At 58.4% G+C, this 16,974-nt stretch carries 19 protein-coding genes; 13 read left to right on the top strand and 6 right to left on the bottom strand.

Annotated features, from left to right (window positions below):
• The first annotated feature begins 2 nt into the window (after positions 1 to 2).
• The 7 genes from EKL02_RS06880 to EKL02_RS06850 are packed head-to-tail and all read left to right on the top strand — an operon-like array spanning position 3 to position 6,423.
• Entirely contained in the window at positions 3 to 1,757 is a 1,755-nt protein-coding gene (locus EKL02_RS06880; protein WP_128901362.1) for a fumarate reductase/succinate dehydrogenase flavoprotein subunit, read from the top strand.
• Positions 1,758 to 1,768: 11 nt separating this feature from the next.
• On the top strand, positions 1,769 to 2,002 hold the full coding sequence (locus tag EKL02_RS06875; protein WP_128901361.1) for a ferredoxin family protein: 234 nt from the start codon (positions 1,769 to 1,771) through the stop codon (positions 2,000 to 2,002).
• A gap of 53 nt (positions 2,003 to 2,055) precedes the next feature.
• Positions 2,056 to 3,456, top strand: coding sequence for an ABC transporter substrate-binding protein (locus EKL02_RS06870; protein WP_128901360.1), 1,401 nt, complete (start codon positions 2,056 to 2,058; stop codon positions 3,454 to 3,456).
• A gap of 24 nt (positions 3,457 to 3,480) precedes the next feature.
• Entirely contained in the window at positions 3,481 to 4,302 is an 822-nt protein-coding gene (locus EKL02_RS06865) for an ABC transporter permease (protein WP_128901359.1), read from the top strand.
• The gene (locus EKL02_RS06860; protein ID WP_128901358.1) at positions 4,299 to 5,144 is read left to right on the top strand and encodes an ABC transporter ATP-binding protein; all 846 of its coding nucleotides are present in this window, start codon (positions 4,299 to 4,301) and stop codon (positions 5,142 to 5,144) included. The genes EKL02_RS06865 and EKL02_RS06860 overlap by 4 nt, the downstream gene beginning before the upstream one ends.
• Positions 5,145 to 5,154: 10 nt before the next feature.
• Positions 5,155 to 6,132 carry a HEAT repeat domain-containing protein gene (locus tag EKL02_RS06855; RefSeq protein ID WP_128901357.1) on the top strand — a complete coding sequence of 326 codons (978 nt, stop codon included), beginning with the start codon at positions 5,155 to 5,157 and terminating at the stop codon, positions 6,130 to 6,132.
• On the top strand, positions 6,133 to 6,423 hold the full coding sequence (locus tag EKL02_RS06850; RefSeq protein ID WP_128901356.1) for a gamma-butyrobetaine hydroxylase-like domain-containing protein: 291 nt from the start codon (positions 6,133 to 6,135) through the stop codon (positions 6,421 to 6,423).
• On the opposite strand, the gene EKL02_RS06845 is transcribed toward EKL02_RS06850, so the two are convergent.
• Positions 6,414 to 7,598, bottom strand: coding sequence for an acyl-CoA dehydrogenase family protein (locus EKL02_RS06845; protein ID WP_241687812.1), 1,185 nt, complete (start codon positions 7,596 to 7,598; stop codon positions 6,414 to 6,416). The genes EKL02_RS06850 and EKL02_RS06845 overlap by 10 nt on opposite strands.
• A gap of 266 nt (positions 7,599 to 7,864) precedes the next feature.
• Positions 7,865 to 8,266, bottom strand: a complete 402-nt coding sequence (locus EKL02_RS06840; protein ID WP_128903410.1) for a diacylglycerol kinase — start codon at positions 8,264 to 8,266, stop codon at positions 7,865 to 7,867.
• A gap of 132 nt (positions 8,267 to 8,398) precedes the next feature.
• Here EKL02_RS06840 and EKL02_RS06835 point away from each other — a divergent pair, with 132 nt between their 5' ends.
• Positions 8,399 to 9,181, top strand: coding sequence for an IclR family transcriptional regulator (locus tag EKL02_RS06835; RefSeq protein WP_128901354.1), 783 nt, complete (start codon positions 8,399 to 8,401; stop codon positions 9,179 to 9,181).
• A 52-nt stretch (positions 9,182 to 9,233) separates the two neighbouring features.
• Here EKL02_RS06835 and pbpG read toward each other — a convergent pair whose 3' ends face one another.
• On the bottom strand, positions 9,234 to 10,379 hold the full coding sequence (gene pbpG, locus EKL02_RS06830) for a D-alanyl-D-alanine endopeptidase (RefSeq protein ID WP_128901353.1): 1,146 nt from the start codon (positions 10,377 to 10,379) through the stop codon (positions 9,234 to 9,236).
• A 442-nt stretch (positions 10,380 to 10,821) separates the two neighbouring features.
• Between pbpG and phaP the strand changes: the two genes are divergently transcribed.
• Complete coding sequence (gene phaP, locus EKL02_RS06825; RefSeq protein WP_128903409.1) at positions 10,822 to 11,382, top strand: TIGR01841 family phasin; 561 nt, start codon at positions 10,822 to 10,824, stop codon at positions 11,380 to 11,382.
• 113 nt (positions 11,383 to 11,495) lie between these two features.
• On the opposite strand, the gene EKL02_RS06820 is transcribed toward phaP, so the two are convergent.
• The gene (locus tag EKL02_RS06820) at positions 11,496 to 12,296 is read right to left on the bottom strand and encodes a molybdopterin-binding protein (RefSeq protein ID WP_128901352.1); all 801 of its coding nucleotides are present in this window, start codon (positions 12,294 to 12,296) and stop codon (positions 11,496 to 11,498) included.
• A 21-nt stretch (positions 12,297 to 12,317) separates the two neighbouring features.
• The gene (locus EKL02_RS06815; protein WP_128901351.1) at positions 12,318 to 13,172 is read right to left on the bottom strand and encodes an EI24 domain-containing protein; all 855 of its coding nucleotides are present in this window, start codon (positions 13,170 to 13,172) and stop codon (positions 12,318 to 12,320) included.
• Between the two features lie 97 nt (positions 13,173 to 13,269).
• Between EKL02_RS06815 and EKL02_RS06810 the strand changes: the two genes are divergently transcribed.
• On the top strand, positions 13,270 to 13,626 hold the full coding sequence (locus tag EKL02_RS06810) for an FKBP-type peptidyl-prolyl cis-trans isomerase (protein ID WP_128901350.1): 357 nt from the start codon (positions 13,270 to 13,272) through the stop codon (positions 13,624 to 13,626).
• A gap of 5 nt (positions 13,627 to 13,631) precedes the next feature.
• Positions 13,632 to 13,886, top strand: a complete 255-nt coding sequence (locus EKL02_RS06805) for an acyl-CoA-binding protein (protein ID WP_128901349.1) — start codon at positions 13,632 to 13,634, stop codon at positions 13,884 to 13,886.
• A 56-nt stretch (positions 13,887 to 13,942) separates the two neighbouring features.
• On the opposite strand, the gene EKL02_RS06800 is transcribed toward EKL02_RS06805, so the two are convergent.
• Positions 13,943 to 14,926 (bottom strand): D-glycerate dehydrogenase, encoded by a 984-nt coding sequence (locus EKL02_RS06800; protein ID WP_128901348.1) that lies wholly within the window; start codon positions 14,924 to 14,926, stop codon positions 13,943 to 13,945.
• 281 nt (positions 14,927 to 15,207) lie between these two features.
• Between EKL02_RS06800 and fdxA the strand changes: the two genes are divergently transcribed.
• Together fdxA and EKL02_RS06790 are read left to right on the top strand one after the other, a co-directional pair.
• A complete protein-coding gene (fdxA, locus tag EKL02_RS06795) occupies positions 15,208 to 15,531 on the top strand; it encodes a ferredoxin FdxA (protein ID WP_128901347.1) in 324 nt (107 codons plus the stop codon).
• Between the two features lie 114 nt (positions 15,532 to 15,645).
• On the top strand, positions 15,646 to 16,752 hold the full coding sequence (locus tag EKL02_RS06790; RefSeq protein WP_241687811.1) for an NAD(P)/FAD-dependent oxidoreductase: 1,107 nt from the start codon (positions 15,646 to 15,648) through the stop codon (positions 16,750 to 16,752).
• Positions 16,753 to 16,974: the final 222 nt, after the last annotated feature.

Here is a 16,974-nt window from a genome sequence, read left to right as displayed (position 1 = left end):
ACATGGAAACTCATATTCAAACTGTTGACGTGCTCGTCATCGGCGGCGGCACTGCCGGGCCGATGGCAGCAGCCAAGGCCAAGGAAGCCAATCCAAAACTGCGCGTGCTCTTGCTGGAAAAGGCCCACGTCAAGCGCAGCGGCGCCATTTCGATGGGGATGGATGGCTTGAATAACGCCGTCGTGCCTGGATTTGCCACGCCAGAGCAGTACGTCAAGGAAATCACGACCGCCAACGACGGCATCGTCAATCAAAAGACCCTGATGGCCTATGCGCAAAACAGTTTCCCGATGATCGAGGAACTCGACCGCTGGGGCGTGAAATTTGAAAAGGATGAAACCGGCGACTACGCCATGCGCAAGGTGCACCACATGGGCACCTACGTATTGCCGATGCCGGAAGGCCACGACATCAAGAAAGTGCTGTACCGGCGCCTGAAGCGCCTGCGCGTCGAAATTACCAACCGCCTGGTCGCGACCCGTCTCTTGACCGCCGACGACGGCAGCATCGCCGGCGCCATGGCCTTCGATTGCCGCACCGGCGACTTTCATGTGATCCGCGCCAAGACCGTGGTGCTGTCCACCGGCGCCGCCGGCCGGCTCGGCCTGCCCGCTTCCGGCTACCTCTTCGGCACCTATGAAAATCCGACCAATGCCGGCGATGGCTACAGCATGGCGTATCACGCCGGCGCCGAACTCTCCGGCCTCGAATGCTTCCAGATCAATCCGCTGATCAAGGATTACAACGGCCCGGCCTGCGCCTACGTGACGGGCCCGTTCGGTGGCTTCACCACCAACAACAAGGGCGAGCGCTTCATCGAGAGCGACTATTGGAGCGGCCAGATGATGCAGGAGTTTTATAACGAACTGCAGGGCGGCAATGGCCCGGTGTTCCTGAAACTGAACCATCTGGCCGACGAAACCATCAGCACCATCGAACACATCCTGCATACGAATGAACGGCCGAGCCGCGGCCGCTTCCATGAAGGGCGTGGCACCAATTATCGCGAGCAGATGGTGGAAATGCACATTTCCGAGATCGGCTTCTGCAGTGGCCATTCCGCCTCCGGCGTATGGGTCAACGAACATGCCGAAACCACGGTGGCCGGACTGTACTCCGCCGGCGACATGGCGTGCGTGCCGCACAACTACATGCTGGGCGCATTCGTCTACGGCAAGCTCGCCGGCGAAAGCGCGGCGCGCTATTGCGCCGAAAAGCCGCTGCCCGGGATCGACCAGGGCCAGGTCGATCGGGAGCGCCAGCGCGTATGGGCGCCGTTGTCGCGCCAGGATGGCTTGCCGCCGAACCAGGTGGAATACAAGTTGCGCCGCATGGTCAACGATTACCTGCAGCCGCCGAAGGTGACCCGCAAGATGGAAATTGGCTTATCCCGTTTCGAAGCGATCCGCGAAGACCTGGACCGCCTCCAGGCCAACAACCCGCATGAACTGATGCGCGCACTGGAAGTGCATGCCATCCGCGATTGCGCCGAAATGGCGGCGCGGGCATCGCTGTATCGCACCGAAAGCCGCTGGGGCCTGTATCACAACCGCGTCGATTACCCGGAACGCAATGACCAGGACTGGTTCGTCCATGTCCAGTTGAAGAAGGACAAGGAACAGATGACTTGCTTCAAGAGAGCCATTGAGCCTTACATCGTCGCGCTCGATGAAAATGAAAGAACAGCCTACCAGCGTTTGCGCATCAACAAGGAAGCCGCGACGCCAACCAGCAACCAGGCGCATGCCGCAGCCTGAAAGAGAAGACCATGCCAACCGCCATCAATATCACCAGCGTCCCGGTCAGGGTCGATGAAGAAAAATGCATCGCCGACAAAGGCTGCACCGTCTGCGTCGATGTCTGCCCGCTCGACGTGCTGGCAATCGACCTCGTCAAAGGCAAGGCTTACATGAAATTCGATGAATGCTGGTACTGCATGCCGTGCGAGAAAGATTGTCCTACCGGCGCCATCCATGTCGATATCCCGTATTTGCTGCGTTAATGAAGTGCCTTGAAGTAGAAGTAATCCGAAAACAACCTCTTTGGGAGAATTAAATGCAACTGCACAAAAAACTGCTGGGCCTGGCCCTGATACTCGCCTTTGGCAGCGCCAATGCCGAAGCCATCCGCATCGCGATTGGCACACAGGATACCACCATCAATTGCGCCACTGGCGGCCTGCTGATCCGCGAACTGAAACTGCTGGAAAAATACCTGCCGCGTGACGGCAAGTACAAGGATGCGCAATATGACATCCAATGGAAAAACTTCACCTCCGGCGCGCCGCTGACCAATGAAATGGTCGCCGGCAAGCTCGACTTCGGCTCGATGGCCGACTTCCCGGGCTCGTTCAACGGCGCTGCGCACCAAAAAGCCGGCAAACAGAGTATCTTCATCAATGTCCTCTCAGGCAGCACCCTGGGCAGCGGCAACGGCATCGTGGTGCCGAAATCCTCGCCGGTGCAGTCAATCTCGGAATTGAAAGGCAAGACGATTTCCGTTCCGTTCGCCTCGACTTCACATGGCATGCTGCTGCGCGCCATCAAGGCCCAGGGTTGGGATCCGGAAAAGGACGTGACCATCACGACGCAGTCGCCGGAAGTTGCAGGCTCTGCCCTCCAGAGCAACAAGATCGAAGCGCACGCCGACTTCGTGCCGTTCGCTGAGCTGTTCCCGCACCGCGGCTATGCCCGAAAGATTTTCGATGGCTCCCAAGCCAATGCACCGACCATGCACGGCAGCCTGGTCGATGCCGACTATGCCAAGAAATACCCGGAAATCGTGGTTGCCTATCTGCGCGCTGCGCTTGAAGCGGACCGCCTGATCGCGGCCGAGCCGGAAAAATACAGCGAACTGATTGCCAAGGTTACCGGTATTGAAGCCGAGGTCAATTACCTGTTCCATGGCCCGCTCGGCTTGCAAACCCGCGACCTGAGCTGGAAACCGGAATACCGCCAGGCAGTGAAGACGTCGATCGAAACCCTGCGCCTGCTCAAACGCACCGACAGCGATATCGATGCCAATGCCTTCATTGATGACCAGTACATCCGCGCCGCATTCAAACAGACCGGCCTGAACTATGATGCCCAGTTGAAAAATTACGCCAAGCTACCGCTGACTGCGAAAGATGCCGTCACCGGCAAGGCAATCACCGATCCCAAGCGCGTCGCACAGATTTGGGTCGAAAACGAACCGCTGGTGCGCCATTATGCAACCGCGGAAACCGCCTTTGCCGAAGCCCGCAAGCTGGAAAAAGCAGGCAAGAAGATCCGCACCGTGTATGCCCATGACCGCGAAACCGGGCTGAAGCTGCTGGCCGGCGATGCCTGGTTCGTAGTCAACGGCAAGAATGAAATCAGCGCGTTCCTGCTGAAGGCATCCGCCGAAGCCTGGGCCCAGAAAAACAAGGGCAAGGTGCTGGATTTTGACACTGCCAAGGCCGGCATTTCCAGCTGATCGATAAGCAAGCGGAGTCCTGACATGACCAGCACGCGCCTCAATATTCCCGGTGCAGCGAACCTGCAACTGGCCGCACGCCTGCTGCTGCGGGTGGCATCCATTGCCGTCTGCATCCTGGCATGGCAATGGGCATCGTCCCGGCACGTCAATCTGGGCCTGGTGACATTCCAGAATGTTCCCTCGCCCAAGGATGTGCTGCAGGCGGCGCTCGACCTGATCGAGTCGCCCAAGCTGATGCAGCATCTGTCGGCCAGCGTGTATCGCGTGTTTGCCGGATTTGCCGGCGCCGCGGTGGCCGGCGTCCTGCTGGGCCTGGTGATCGGCCGCTCGCGCTGGCTGGAGGATGTGCTGTTGCCACCTCTCGAAGTGTTGCGCCCGATTCCGGCGGTTGCCTGGATTCCGCTTGCCATCCTGATGTTTCCCTCTTCGGAAATGTCGATGATCTACATTACCTTCATCGGCGCGCTGTTCCCGATCTTGCTCAACACCATCCACGGCGTGGAAGGGGTCGATGCGCGCCTGATCGCCTCCGCCCGCAGCCTAGGAGGCAGACGGCGCGCCATCTTCACGGAAGTGATCCTGCCGGCGGCCGCGCCCAACATCGTGACCGGCCTGTCGATCGGCATGGGGACCGCCTGGTTTTGCCTGGTGACGGCTGAGATGATCTCCGGCCAGTTCGGCATCGGTTATTACACCTGGGCTTCGTACACCATCCAGAACTATGCCGAAATCGTGGTGGGCATGCTGTTCATTGGCGTCATCGGCATGGGCAGCAGCGCGCTGGTCAAGAAAATCGGCAATGCGCTGATGCCCTGGTATCTGCTGCAAAGGAAAAAATCATGAGCAACAACGCAAGCCAGGGAAAGATCGAAATCGACCAGGTGCATATCCGCCTGGGCACAGGCAAGCAGGAATTCGAAGCCGTGCAAAACGTCTCGATTTCCATCGCACCAGGTGAATTCATTTGCATACTGGGGCCTTCCGGCTGCGGCAAGTCAACCCTGCTTGGCGCCCTTGCAGGCCATCTTGCGCCGAGCCAGGGCAGCATCCGCGTCGATGGGCTGCCTGTCATCGGACCGCATCCTGACCGCGGCCTCGTGTTCCAGCATCACACGCTCTTTCCATGGAAGAAAGTCGTGGAAAACGTCGCCTTCGGCCTGAAAATGAAAGGCATCCCGCGCCGCCAGCGCCTCCAGCAAGCCCGTGACCTGCTCAAGCTGGTGGGGCTGGAAGGCTTTGAAAACGTCTATCCGGTGCAGCTCTCCGGCGGCATGCAGCAACGCGTGGAAATCGCCCGCGTGCTGATCAATCATCCCCGCGTGATGCTGATGGATGAGCCATTCGGCGCGCTGGATGCGCAAACACGGCTCAAGATGCAGGAACTGTTGCTCGAAGTCTGGGCACGCATCCAGACCAGCATCGTCTTCATCACCCACGACATCGATGAAGCGCTGTTCCTGGCTGACCGCATTCTGGTAATGAGCCCCCGCCCCGGGCGCATTATCGAAGAAATCCCGCTCGAATTTGCCCGCCCGCGCAATGCGGAATTGCTGACATCGAGCCGATTCACCCAATTGAAGCGGCATTGCATGGCATTGCTGCACCCGGAAGCGAACGTCGAGCCGCTGGAGCGCCTGAGTCCCTTGGGTGCTGTGCAGGCAAGCCAGTTGCAATTTGCAATTTAAGGATAAAAAAGTGAGTACCGTATTTAATGACGATCCGGAAATCCGGGATATCCAGGGTCGGCTGCAGTCGCCGGACCGTGAAGTGCGCCGCATCGCCCTCCTCGATTTGACGGATATTGCTGGCGATGAACATGCCGGGCTTTTCATCGATGCCTTGCGCGACGCGTATGCCCCGGTTCGCGCCGAAGCCGCAAGGGCGCTTGAGGCGTTTGAAACCGATGCCAGCGTTGCCGGCCTGGTTACGCTGTTAAACGATGCCGACCGTGAAGTGCGGGAAGCGGCCGCGCACAGCCTGAGCGAATTGAAAAATCCGGCATCGGCAAGTTTGCTGCTGCCGCATGCAGGCGCTGCCGATCCTTTCGTGCTCGTGGCCGTTTTGCGCGCCTTGCGCGAACTGCGCGTACCGGAAAGTTTCGACCCCGCGCTAGCCGCCTTGAGCAGCGACGCCCCGACGGTGCGCCGTGAAGCTGTTGGCGTGCTTGGCTATCTGAAGCAGCCAGCCGCGTTGACGCCGCTGACCGGGATCGCCGCCGGCGATGCCGATGCCGACGTGCGCCGTGGCGCGGTCGGTGCGCTCGGCTATGCCACCGACGCATCGGTACTGCCGGCACTGCTGTCGGCGCTGCGCGACCCGGCATGGCAAGTGCGCGAGGAAGCGGCGACGACACTGGGCAAACTGCGTTTTGCCGAAGCCGCGCCACGCCTGATTGAAGCGCTGGAAGACAGCTATTGGCAAACACGCCTGCGCGCCGCGCGCAGTCTTGGCCGCTTGCGCAGCACGGCTGCGGTGCCGGGGCTTGTACGCGTGCTCGAACATGAAAACAGCAATTTGCGCAAGGAAGCCGCACTGGCGCTGGGTGAGATTGGCCTGCCATCCGCGCTGCCAGCGCTGGAAAACCTGCAGGCCGATCCCGATCCCGAAGTGCGCAAGTCGGTGCGCCTGGCGATCGGGCAGATTCATGCGGCGACCAGCCCGGGGACACCCTAGATGCCGTATCCACAAGCGCTACGCAGCGACAAGAATGCCGGGCTGCTCGAAATTGCATGGGATGATGACACCCTACAGCGGCTGGATAGCGCGCTGCTGCGGCACCACTGTCCCTGCGCCGAATGCAAAAGCCTGCGACAGCGAGGCAAGAATCATGCGGCGAGCGCGACACCGCCCAGCATCCGGGATGTCCGCCTGGTGGGCCGCTACGCTGCACAAATCGTTTTCAGCGACGGCCACGACCGCGGGATTTTTCCGTGGGTATATCTGAAGGAACTGAATCAGGAATAGATCGACGGCACCGGCACTTCGCCGGTCAGCACCCACTGGCCGACATCCTTCAGCTTGTAGTCAAGCGAATCATGCAGGGTATGCACGCGCACATTGCGCCAGAAACGGTCAAAGCCGAATTTTGCTGCCGTGGCGCGCGCACCCATGACGTCGAATATCTTCGAGGTGATCTCCAGCGCAGCCCGGGCGGCGACAATTTTGGCCTCGTAGACCGCCAATGCGACCGCCCCTCGCTCTTCAGTGCTCAAGTCATCGCCGCGCTCCCACGCCGCCTGCAACCGGCTTGCGGCGGCTTCGGCCATGGCAATCGACCCGCGCAGGGCGATCCACAAGTCGCCATAATGCTGCTGCGTAAACGGGTCATCGATTGCCCGCTCGACTCCCGAAGAAACCCAGGGGCGGCCATGCTCGTGCGTGTACTTCCAGGCATTCAGCAGCGCCCCCTGGGCATTGCCAACGTAAATTTCAATCAGGATCAGTTGCGACACCAGCGTGCGCAGGGTCGCCCGCGGCGTGCCTGCCGTACCCGGCGGCCCCAGCACTTCGTCGCGTTCGACACGCACCTGCTCGAACGTGACTGTGCCGCTGTCCGTCTGTCGCTGGCCCAGGTTGTCCCAGTCGTCATGGACCTGGATGCCGGCACGACTGGTCGGGATCGAAAAAAACACCCGCTCGGCGGGATTTTCCGGGCTGGGCGCGGTCACGTTGAGCATGTCGGAACCTGTCGCCCCTGAGCAGAATGACTTGGTACCGTTCAATTCATAGTAGCCGCCATCGTCTTCCCGCCAGACCAGGGATGTACGGTTATCCAGCCCATTGGTTGCATTGCCCCAGAACCAGCCGGCCGCCACTGACTTGCCGAGGTAACGGCATTTCTGTGCGGGATTGCCGAACAGGGTGATGCTGGCAATTTGCAATTGCTGGAAACCGAACAAATGCGCAAGCGAGCTATCCACTTCGGCGAAACGCCGGATAACTTGATAAATCAACGGCCAGGGTGCCTGCGGGCCGCCGAATTCCGCCGGCACTGCCAGCGTCAGCAAGCCGCTGTCGCGCAAGGCCTCGCGCTCGGCCCAGGCGGTGCCGCCGCAATGGTCGCGTTCGGGAGCTGTGAGCGCCAGCACTGCCGCGGTCGCTTCCACGGTCTCGGTAAACGCACCGAAATCGCGTCGCACGAGATGCAGTGATTTGCAGGTGGAAACCGATGGCGCTGGTCGGCGCAACGCGTTCAATTTTGGTACTTGTCCCATGTCCTAGCCATTCCAGTATTGACGAACTCCGCTGACCCGGCAGCAGCAATGGCAACCGGAATCATCAGGAATGGCTCGATGGTAGGGAAGAACAGAAAACAGGACAACGAAGGATTCCGCATATCCATATGCAAGACGAGGCATCGCTCGCGTCTAGCAAACAACGCATCACATGGCGGCGAAGAGAAATTTCAGCCGTGCCAGAACACCGGCAGCACGATCACCATCCAGGTCACGAATGCCATCGACATGGCGAGAAACACTGCGGCGCTGCCGAGATCCTTGGCATTTTTCGACAAGGGATGGCGCTCCAGCGAGACGCGATCAACGATTGCCTCAATGGAAGAATTCATCAATTCGACGATCAGGACCAGAATCAGGACCCCGACCAGGGCCAGTTTTTCCAGCCGAGATACCGGCAACAAGAGGGCAATGAAGGTGCCTGGAATCGCCAACATCAATTCCTGACGGAAAGCATGTTCATGTAGCCAGGCTGCTTTAAAGCCTGCCATGGAATAAAGAATGGCGGAAGCAATACGCTTTAGCCCACTTTTGCTCTTGAATTCGCTAAAAGACGGTTCGTGCTCAGACATTGTTGTTTTGATGGCTTGCGTTCGACAAAGGGGCGATTTTAGCAGGCGAAGCGCAGCTGCATTCGTCAATTCAACCCTTTTTGATTTTTTCACATTATGGTATAAAGGATCATTGCATTACATTTTCACCCTATGAAAACCGATTCCACGGCTGAGACAGATAAAACCTCGATCCAGGTGATCGAACGCATGGTAGCGTTGCTCGATGCGCTGGCAGAACAGCCCGATCCGGTAAGCTTGAAAGACCTTGCAGTTGCCACCGGACTACATCCTTCGACCGCGCACCGGATTTTGAATGACCTCGTGCTGAAGCGCTTCGTGGACCGTTCCGAACCTGGCTCGTACCGCCTTGGCATGCGTCTGCTGGAGCTCGGCAATATCGTCAAGAGCCGCATCAACGTGCGGGAAGCGGCGCTCGATTTCATGCGCGGCCTGCACCGCAAGACGAACCAGACGATCAACCTGTCGGTACGCCAGGGCGATGAAATCGTGTATATCGACCGTTCCTTTTCCGAACGCTCCGGCATGCAGGTCGTGCGCGCCATTGGCGGCCGCGCGCCGCTGCATCTGACCTCGACCGGCAAGCTGTTTCTCTCGGTGGACGACCCGAAGACCGTGCGCGCTTACGCTACACGCACCGGCCTGGCGGGCCAGACCAAAAACTCGATCACCGACCTGGCCAAGCTGGAGCGCGAATTAAGCCAGGTCCGCGCCCTCGGCTACGCGCGCGACAATGAAGAACTGGAACTGGGCGTGCGCTGCATGGCCGCCGGCATCCGCGACGATTCCGGCCGCCTGATTGCCGGCCTGTCGATCTCGGCGCCGACTGACCGCCTGCAGGAAGAATGGCTGGATGACCTGACCAATACGGCGGGACAGATTTCCTCGGTGCTGGGGTACGTTTCGCAATCATGATAAAAAAAAAGCGAACCATACGGTTCGCTTTTTTTATCGATACGCCCTGGATTCAGCCATTCAGGTCCGCCCGTGCTGCAGTCGAGGTCGCGTGCGGCTTGATGTTTTCAATCCATTTGCGGATCCGGCCGGCATCGGCAATACGCGACAGCTTGCCCTTGGAGTCGAGGAACACCATCACGATCGAACGGCCCTCAATCACCGTTTGCATTACCAGGCAGCGCCCGGCTTCGGATATATACCCTGTCTTTTGCAAGCCGATTTCCCAGGATGGATTGCGCACCAGCTGATTGGTATTCCTGTACTGCAGCGTCCTGCCGCCGGCGTCCACCACCGATTCCGGCACCGTTGAATACTGTCCCAGGATAGGGTATTTTTGCACCGCCCCGACCAGCTTGGCCAAGTCATGTGCGCTCGCAACGTTACGGCTCGATAAACCGCTGGAATCGACAAAATGCGTGTCGTTCATTCCCAATGCCCTGGCCTTGGCATTCATCGCCGAGACAAATGCCGGCAAGCCGCCAGGATAGTTGCGTCCCAGCGCCGAAGCCGCGCGGTTTTCCGAACTCATCAGCGCCAGATGCAAAAGGCTGGCCCGTGATAGCTGAGTGCCGACTGCCAGGCGGGAACCACTGTTTTTTTCCCGGTCGATATCGTCCGAGGTGATTTGCAGGATTTCATCCTTGTTTTGTCGCGAATCGACAACGATCAACCCGGTCATCAACTTGGTAATCGAAGCAATCGGCAAAGAGATATTGGAATTCTTTTCAAACAGGACTTGCGAATTCGATTGATCCAGCACGAGGGCCACATTGGATTTCAGGTCGAGCGGATCAGGCGCATGGCTCAAGCCAGCCAGATCTCCGGCAGTGCGCGACGCCGGCATGTCGGCACGCATGACTGGACGCGCCTTGACTTGCTCATAGGTGACCTGGCGCTTGCCATTCACCACATTGACTTGCTTGACGATCTTGTCGCTGCCGCTGTGTGCGACGAAGCTGGTGCGCTTGCGGGAAGGCTTGGCAGCGGCGGGCTTGCGCTTGCCGGCTACAGGTTTGGCGGCGGATTTTTTCACCACCGCTTTCTTGGTTCCCGCGCGGGTTGCGCCCGACGCATTCCCTGTGGCGGCAGAGGCACTGCCCGCGATGGAGCAAAGAAAAACCAGTGAAAAAAATATCCCTAGCCCAGACTTACCCATTTGGCCGGCTCCGATTCAGACTGTTACAGATGTTCAATTAGTGCAGTGTAGCAAAATAATGAAAATCTGCAAGAGAATGAAGGGCTTAGCCTCCTCAATTAAACAATATTCTAGATAGCAACTAGTTTCAAATGGACATTTAAACTTGCTTGAATGAAAATTAATTATCGAGTAAATCGCCGTGGTAGTTCCTTGGAGGGGAAATCAGATGCCAGCAAATGATTGATTTAAATCATAAAGACATTAATTTCCAAACAATAACTATCTAAAACACAAGATTATGTTTGTGGTTTTTACAAACAAATTTATAGTGCACTGCACAAAAAAATCCTTGACATGCTGAAAATTGTATTTAGAATAGAGTTTGTTGCGGTGCACAATTAAATTTTTGCCCTTGTTTATTATCAATTAACTTACTTAAGGAATTGCCATGTCGAACCAACTGTTCCCGAATCAAGACCAATTCGCTGCTGCTACCAAAGCCAATTTCGAAGCGCAAATCGCCCTGATCACGTCCCTGACCAACAAGGCTTTTGAAAGCGTTGAAAAACTGGTTGACCTGAACCTGACCGCCGTCAAGTCGTCGCTGGAAGATTCGAATTCCGCTGCCAAGCAATTGCTGGCCGCTAAAGACCCGCAAGAACTCTCCACGCTGCTGGCAGCGCAAGCACAGCCGAGCGCAGAAAAAGCGCTGGCCTATGGCCGTCATGTTGCCAACATCGCTTCCAGCGCCCAAGCTGAATTCACCAAGGCTGCTGAAGAACAAGTTGCCGAAGCCAACCGCAAGGTTCTGGCCCTGATCGAAGAAGCCAGCAAGAATGCTCCGGCCGGTTCGGAAAATGTGATCGCCCTGGTCAAGTCGGCTTTTGGCACGGCCAACGCCAGCTACGAGCAACTGGCCCAGTCGACCAAGCAAGCTGTCGAAGCCCTGGAAACCAACTTGAACACTGCAGTGACCCAGATCTCGCAAGCTGCAACCAAGACTGCCAAAGCCAAGAAGTAATCCAGCGCAGCGTCCGCCCTGCAGATGCGGGGCGGCAAGCGACTGAAGGCAAACGGGCCTGCCGGACAATGCATAGAAAGCATTGTCCGGCAGGCCCGAATCTTTTTTAGCGTTCAGGCGTGCAGGTATTCGGCGCCAAACCGGTCCAGCCCCGCCAGCAGGCTGACAAATGCCGCCGCAGTTTGCTCCGGTTCCCCCTTGACTCCCAGCTCGATACGGGCGCGGTTACGGGCATCCGCCACACTGGGCAGACTGAATACTTTCACCAGCGGGTATTGCGCCTCGATGGCTTCCATCAGTGGCGTCAGGCTCGACTCCATCGCGCCGAACACCATGACAGAACGCTCCAGCCACGGCGCCTGGTGAAACAGGGCGGAATAATGATTATCCAGGACCCACTCGATCATGGGCCATGCCATGACGGGGAAACCGGGCACGAAATGGTGCGCGCCCTCGCCTGCGCCGCGCACGGTAAAGCCCGGGATCTTGTTGTAGGGATTCGGAATAATTTGCGCTCCCTGCGGGAACTCGCCCATCTTGAGGCGATGCAGATTGTCCGGCGCCTGCAAATCCATTTCGCGTCCGGCCTCCCGCGCCGTGTCGGCGATGCGCTCCTGGATCAGGACTTTCGCTTCCGGATGCAATGCCAATGGCAAGCCGAGCGCCGCTGCCGCGCATTGGCGGGTATGGTCATCGGGCGTAGCACCGATGCCGCCGCAGGAAAATACGATATCGCCGCTGGCCAGGGTGCGCCGCAAGGTCGCGGTAATGCGGACCGGGTCGTCGCCGAGATACTCTGCCCAGCCAAGTTGCAAGCCGCGCGCGCGAAACAATTCCACGACCTTGGGAAAATGCTGGTCAACCCGCTTGCCCGACAAGATTTCGTCGCCGATGATGATCAATCCGAAAACCATGAAGTACGCCCGCTTGAAAAGTTAATTGAGATCCTTGAAGGGCACCGGCGTGGCCTCAGACGTGCCGGCACCGGCAACTGCTGCCATGCGCATTCCAGCCAGCGCCGCCAGGCAGTAATGGGTAAACCACAGGCCGGTAAAAATAAACACCAGCACGTAGAGCCAGATCGAAAAAGCCGCAAATATCGGAAACAGGAACACCGACAAGGCGCCGCCCAGCCACAGCAACATGGGTGCTGCCCCCATGGCGCCGGTCAGGGTGCCGATCAGCAGCAATGGGGTTCGATGGCGCCGTTGCAGCGCGCGAAATTCCTGTGGATCGGCGTGTTCCGCCAGGGCGTCGTAGGACAGCACCTTGTAGGTCAGCCAGCCCCACAGCAGCGACTGGACGACAAGGCCCAGAGGCGGGATCAGCGCCAGCGGCAAGCTGACGATCCAGAGCACCGCAAAGATCACGAATGAATACAGCGACAGCCACAGGCTGCCCCAGATGTTGCCGCCCTGGCGCCGCTCCAGCTGCGGGTAATGGCGGCTGGCCACGTGGCGGATGATCGAGGACATGGCGAACAGCGCAATGAAAGCCAGGGCGGTGAGGATCATCAGGGGCAGCAATACCCACATCGCCACCAGCGGCACCATGACGTACGTGGCGAAGCCGGCGCCCACGGCATCCAACCAGCTGCCGACCATGCCGAACAAGTCGTGCCCGGTGAAGTAGGCATGCACCCAGTCATATAACGGCTGTAAACTGAAAAACAGCACGACACCCCAGAGTATGACTGATAGCAGGAAAGGCACGATCGTCAGCAACAGCATGCGCATGTGCAACTGCGATACGACCGCCCTCGTAAAGGCATCCAGAACCGGTCGTATCATCAGGCAAACTCCATATCAATTCCCATTTTTTCCGTATTCTTCGCTACAATTCCGTCAGTCTACCCTGCTTTCAGAACCTCTACCCTCAAGGAAAATCATGTCCACCATAACGACCTCCACCGGACTGCAGTACGAAGACATTACCGTCGGCGATGGCCCGGAAGCCACGGCCGGCGCACACGTGACCGTGCATTACACCGGCTGGCTGCAAAATGCCGACGGCAGCGCCGGCAGCAAGTTCGATTCCAGCAAGGACCGCAACGATCCCTTCCAGTTCCCGCTGGGCGCCGGCCATGTCATCAAGGGCTGGGACCAGGGCGTGCAAGGCATGAAAGTCGGCGGCGCGCGCCGCCTGATCATCCCGGCAGCACTGGGATATGGCGCCCGCGGCGCCGGCGGCGTGATCCCGCCGAATGCCACCCTGATTTTCGATGTCGAACTGCTGGGCGTGTAAGCAACATGAGCCTGCAAACCAGTTTTGAACAGGCCGTGGCAGAGTCGAAGAATCTGCCGGAGCGCCCGGACAACCTGACCCTGCTGAAGCTTTATGCCCTCTACAAGCAAGCCAGCAGCGGCGACGCAGCCGGCGAGCGTCCGGGCATGACCGACTTCGTCGGTCGCGCCAAGTGGGATGCCTGGGATGCCTTGAAAGGCACGACCCGGGAAGCAGCAATGCAGCAATACATTGATATCGTCGAATCGCTGAAAGCCTGAACCGGCTCCGGACCCCAGCCGAAAAAAACCGCACCGTGCCGTGCGGTTTTTTTTGCTCAGGCGCGGCGCGAGGCTTGCGGATTCAGCAGGTTGGGCGGCGCCTTCCCGCTGAATGCGGCAATCAGGTTATCCGCTGCGCATGCCGCCATCGCATGACGCGTGGGAGCGGACGCGCTGCCGATATGCGGTGTCAACACGGCATTGTCCAGCGCAAGAAAGTCCGGATGAAAAGCCGGCTCGTTCTCGAAGACATCCAGCCCTGCCGCAGCGATACGCCGCTCGCGCAGCGCCGCGATCAACGCGGCATCGTCGACGATGCCGCCCCGCGCGATATTGACGAGCGTCGCCGTCGGCTTCATCAAGGCCAGCTCGGCAGCGCCGATGGCATGATGGGTCGCCGCGGAATACGGCAGCACCAGCACAAGGTGGTCGGCACGGGCCAGCAAGTCATCCCTGGCAACATAGCGCGCGTGATTGGCGTGCGCTTCGAGTTCGGCCGGCAACGGCGTACGGTTGTGATAAAGAACCTGCATGTCAAAACCGCGCGAGCGGCGCGCGATGGCCTGGCCAATGCGCCCCATGCCGAGAATGCCCAGCGTGGCGCCATGCAGGTCTGCGCCGAGGAAGGCGTCATATCGCCAGCGCTGCCATTGTCCATCGCGCAGCCAGCGTTCCGATTCGCCGACGCGGCGGGCAGCCGCCATGAGCAGCGCCCAGGCGAAATCGGCGGTGGTTTCGTTCAGTAATTCCGGCGTATTGGTGACCAGGATGCCTGCGCGCGTTGCCGCATCAAGATCGATATTGTTGAAGCCGACCGCCATGTTGGCGATCACCCTCAATTCCGGGCATGCCCGGATCAGGTCGGCGCCGATCGCCTCACCCGCGGTGCAAAACAAGCCTTGCTTGCCACGCAAGTGCTCCTGCAACCGGGCTGGCGACCAGCTTTCATCGCCCGGATTCGCCTGCACCTCGAAATAGTCGGATAAGCGTTCCACGATCTCGGGAAAAATGGCACGGGCAATCAGGATTTTCGGCTTCATGCTGCATTAATCAGTAAAGAGTGCACAAACCAACAAAAAGAGCGATATTGCATGCATTACGAAGATCTTAACGACATTTTATCGCCACTCGCCAGAGGAATGGTATTGCGGAAAAACCGCTGAGCGCATTTGCTTATGCGTAATTTGTATAACCGCTGTTTGTGGGAAGATATAAAATGCCTTAAGATACAAGGCTTTGCAATGGAATGCCGGAGTAGCTGCGCTCCTCCCAGGCAACCGCATCAAGCCATTTTATCCCCAATTAAGTAGATAGGACCGTTATGACCCACGTTGTGACCGAATCCTGCATCCGTTGTCGTTATACCGACTGCGTCGATGTGTGTCCGGTAGACTGCTTCCGCGCAGGCCCGAATTTCCTCGCAATCGACCCTGACGAATGCATCGACTGCGCGGTATGCGTGGCGGAATGCCCGGTCAATGCGATTTATGCCGAAGAAGATGTGCCGGCCGACCAGCAGCAATTCATCAAGCTGAATATCGACCTGGCGCGCAAGTGGCCGTCCATTACCAAAACCACGACACCGCTGGCCGATGCCGAGGAATGGAAAGACACCAAGGAAAAATTGCAGTACCTCGAACGCTGATACGCCTCCGTCCTTTGCCGGAAGCATTTCAGCCGCACCCAAAGATATACCTGAAGCCGGTGGCAGTTTGCCGGCTTTTTCGCTCCTTCAATTACACAGGAATTTGACAGTCGTATGGAAACCAGTGCCGGCCTCGATGCCTCGACCCTAGCCCCCAATGCCCAACCCGGATCGACCAAGGCACCGATCGAAGCCGATGCCGTCATCATTGGCGCCGGCCCGGTTGGCCTGTTCCAGGTATTCGAACTTGGCCTCCTGGAAATCAAGGCGCATGTCATCGACTCGCTGCCAGTCGTTGGCGGCCAGTGCGTCGAACTGTATCCTGACAAGCCAATCTATGACATCCCTGCCGTGCCAGTGTGCACCGGCCAGGAACTGACTGACAACCTGCTGAAGCAGATCGAGCCGTTCGAACCGACCTTCCACCTGAACCAGGAAGTCACGATCGTCGAAAAACGCGAAGACGGTCGTTTCAATGTTGAAACCTCGCTTGGCACCCGCTTCATCACCAAGACGATCTTCATCGCCGCCGGCGTCGGCTCTTTCCAGCCGCGCACGATCAAGGTGGATGGCATCGAACAGTTCGAAGGCAATCAGGTGTTTTACCGCGTCAAGGATCCGAACCGTTTCCATGGCAAGAACATTGTCATTTGCGGCGGCGGCGACTCCGCGCTGGACTGGGCCCTGAACTTCGTCGGCAAGGCCGAATCCGTCATCCTGCTGCATCGTCGCGAGGATTTCCGTGCCGCGCCCGCTTCGGTCGCCAAGATGAAGGAATTGTGCGAAGAATTTGAAATGCAATTCCTGGTGGGCCAGGTCAGCGGTTTTGAATCGAAAGACGAGCAACTCACGGAAATCAAGGTCACCGGTGCCGATGGCGTCACGCGCCGCCTGCCTCTGGACTACCTGCTGGTGTTCTTCGGCCTGTCGCCCAAGCTCGGCCCGATCGCCGAGTGGGGCCTGGATATCGAGCGCAAGCAATTGAAAGTCGTGGATACCGAAAAGTTCGAGACGAATGTTCCGGGCATTTTCGCAGTGGGCGATATCAACACCTATCCGGGCAAGAAAAAACTCATTCTTTCCGGCTTCCACGAAGCGGCTTTGGCAGCATTCGGGGCCGCACCTTACATCTTCCCGGAAAAGAAGATCCACATGCAATACACCACCACCTCGCCCAAGCTGCACAAGATCCTGGGCGTGGAGACGCCGGTATTCGATTAATAAGACGTCCTGGCATCGCTTCAGAAGCGCTCCCTGGCGGGACAAGCCAGGGAGCGCTTTTTTATTGCCTGGCCGATTTACCAGCGATATCTGGCATGAATCATGCTGCACTGCTCCATGAGAGCATGTCGCCATGAATGGTGAATTTCCAAGCCGGAATAAAGCTTTTGGCCACCCATAAATGGCATTGGCCAGGCAGTCTGGATGGCAGGCGACTCGTGG

Origin of the sequence: Janthinobacterium sp. 17J80-10 (assembly GCF_004114795.1) — a bacterium.
Lineage (GTDB): Bacteria > Pseudomonadota > Gammaproteobacteria > Burkholderiales > Burkholderiaceae_D > Paucimonas.
This window is presented reverse-complemented; position numbering and strand designations above follow the sequence as displayed.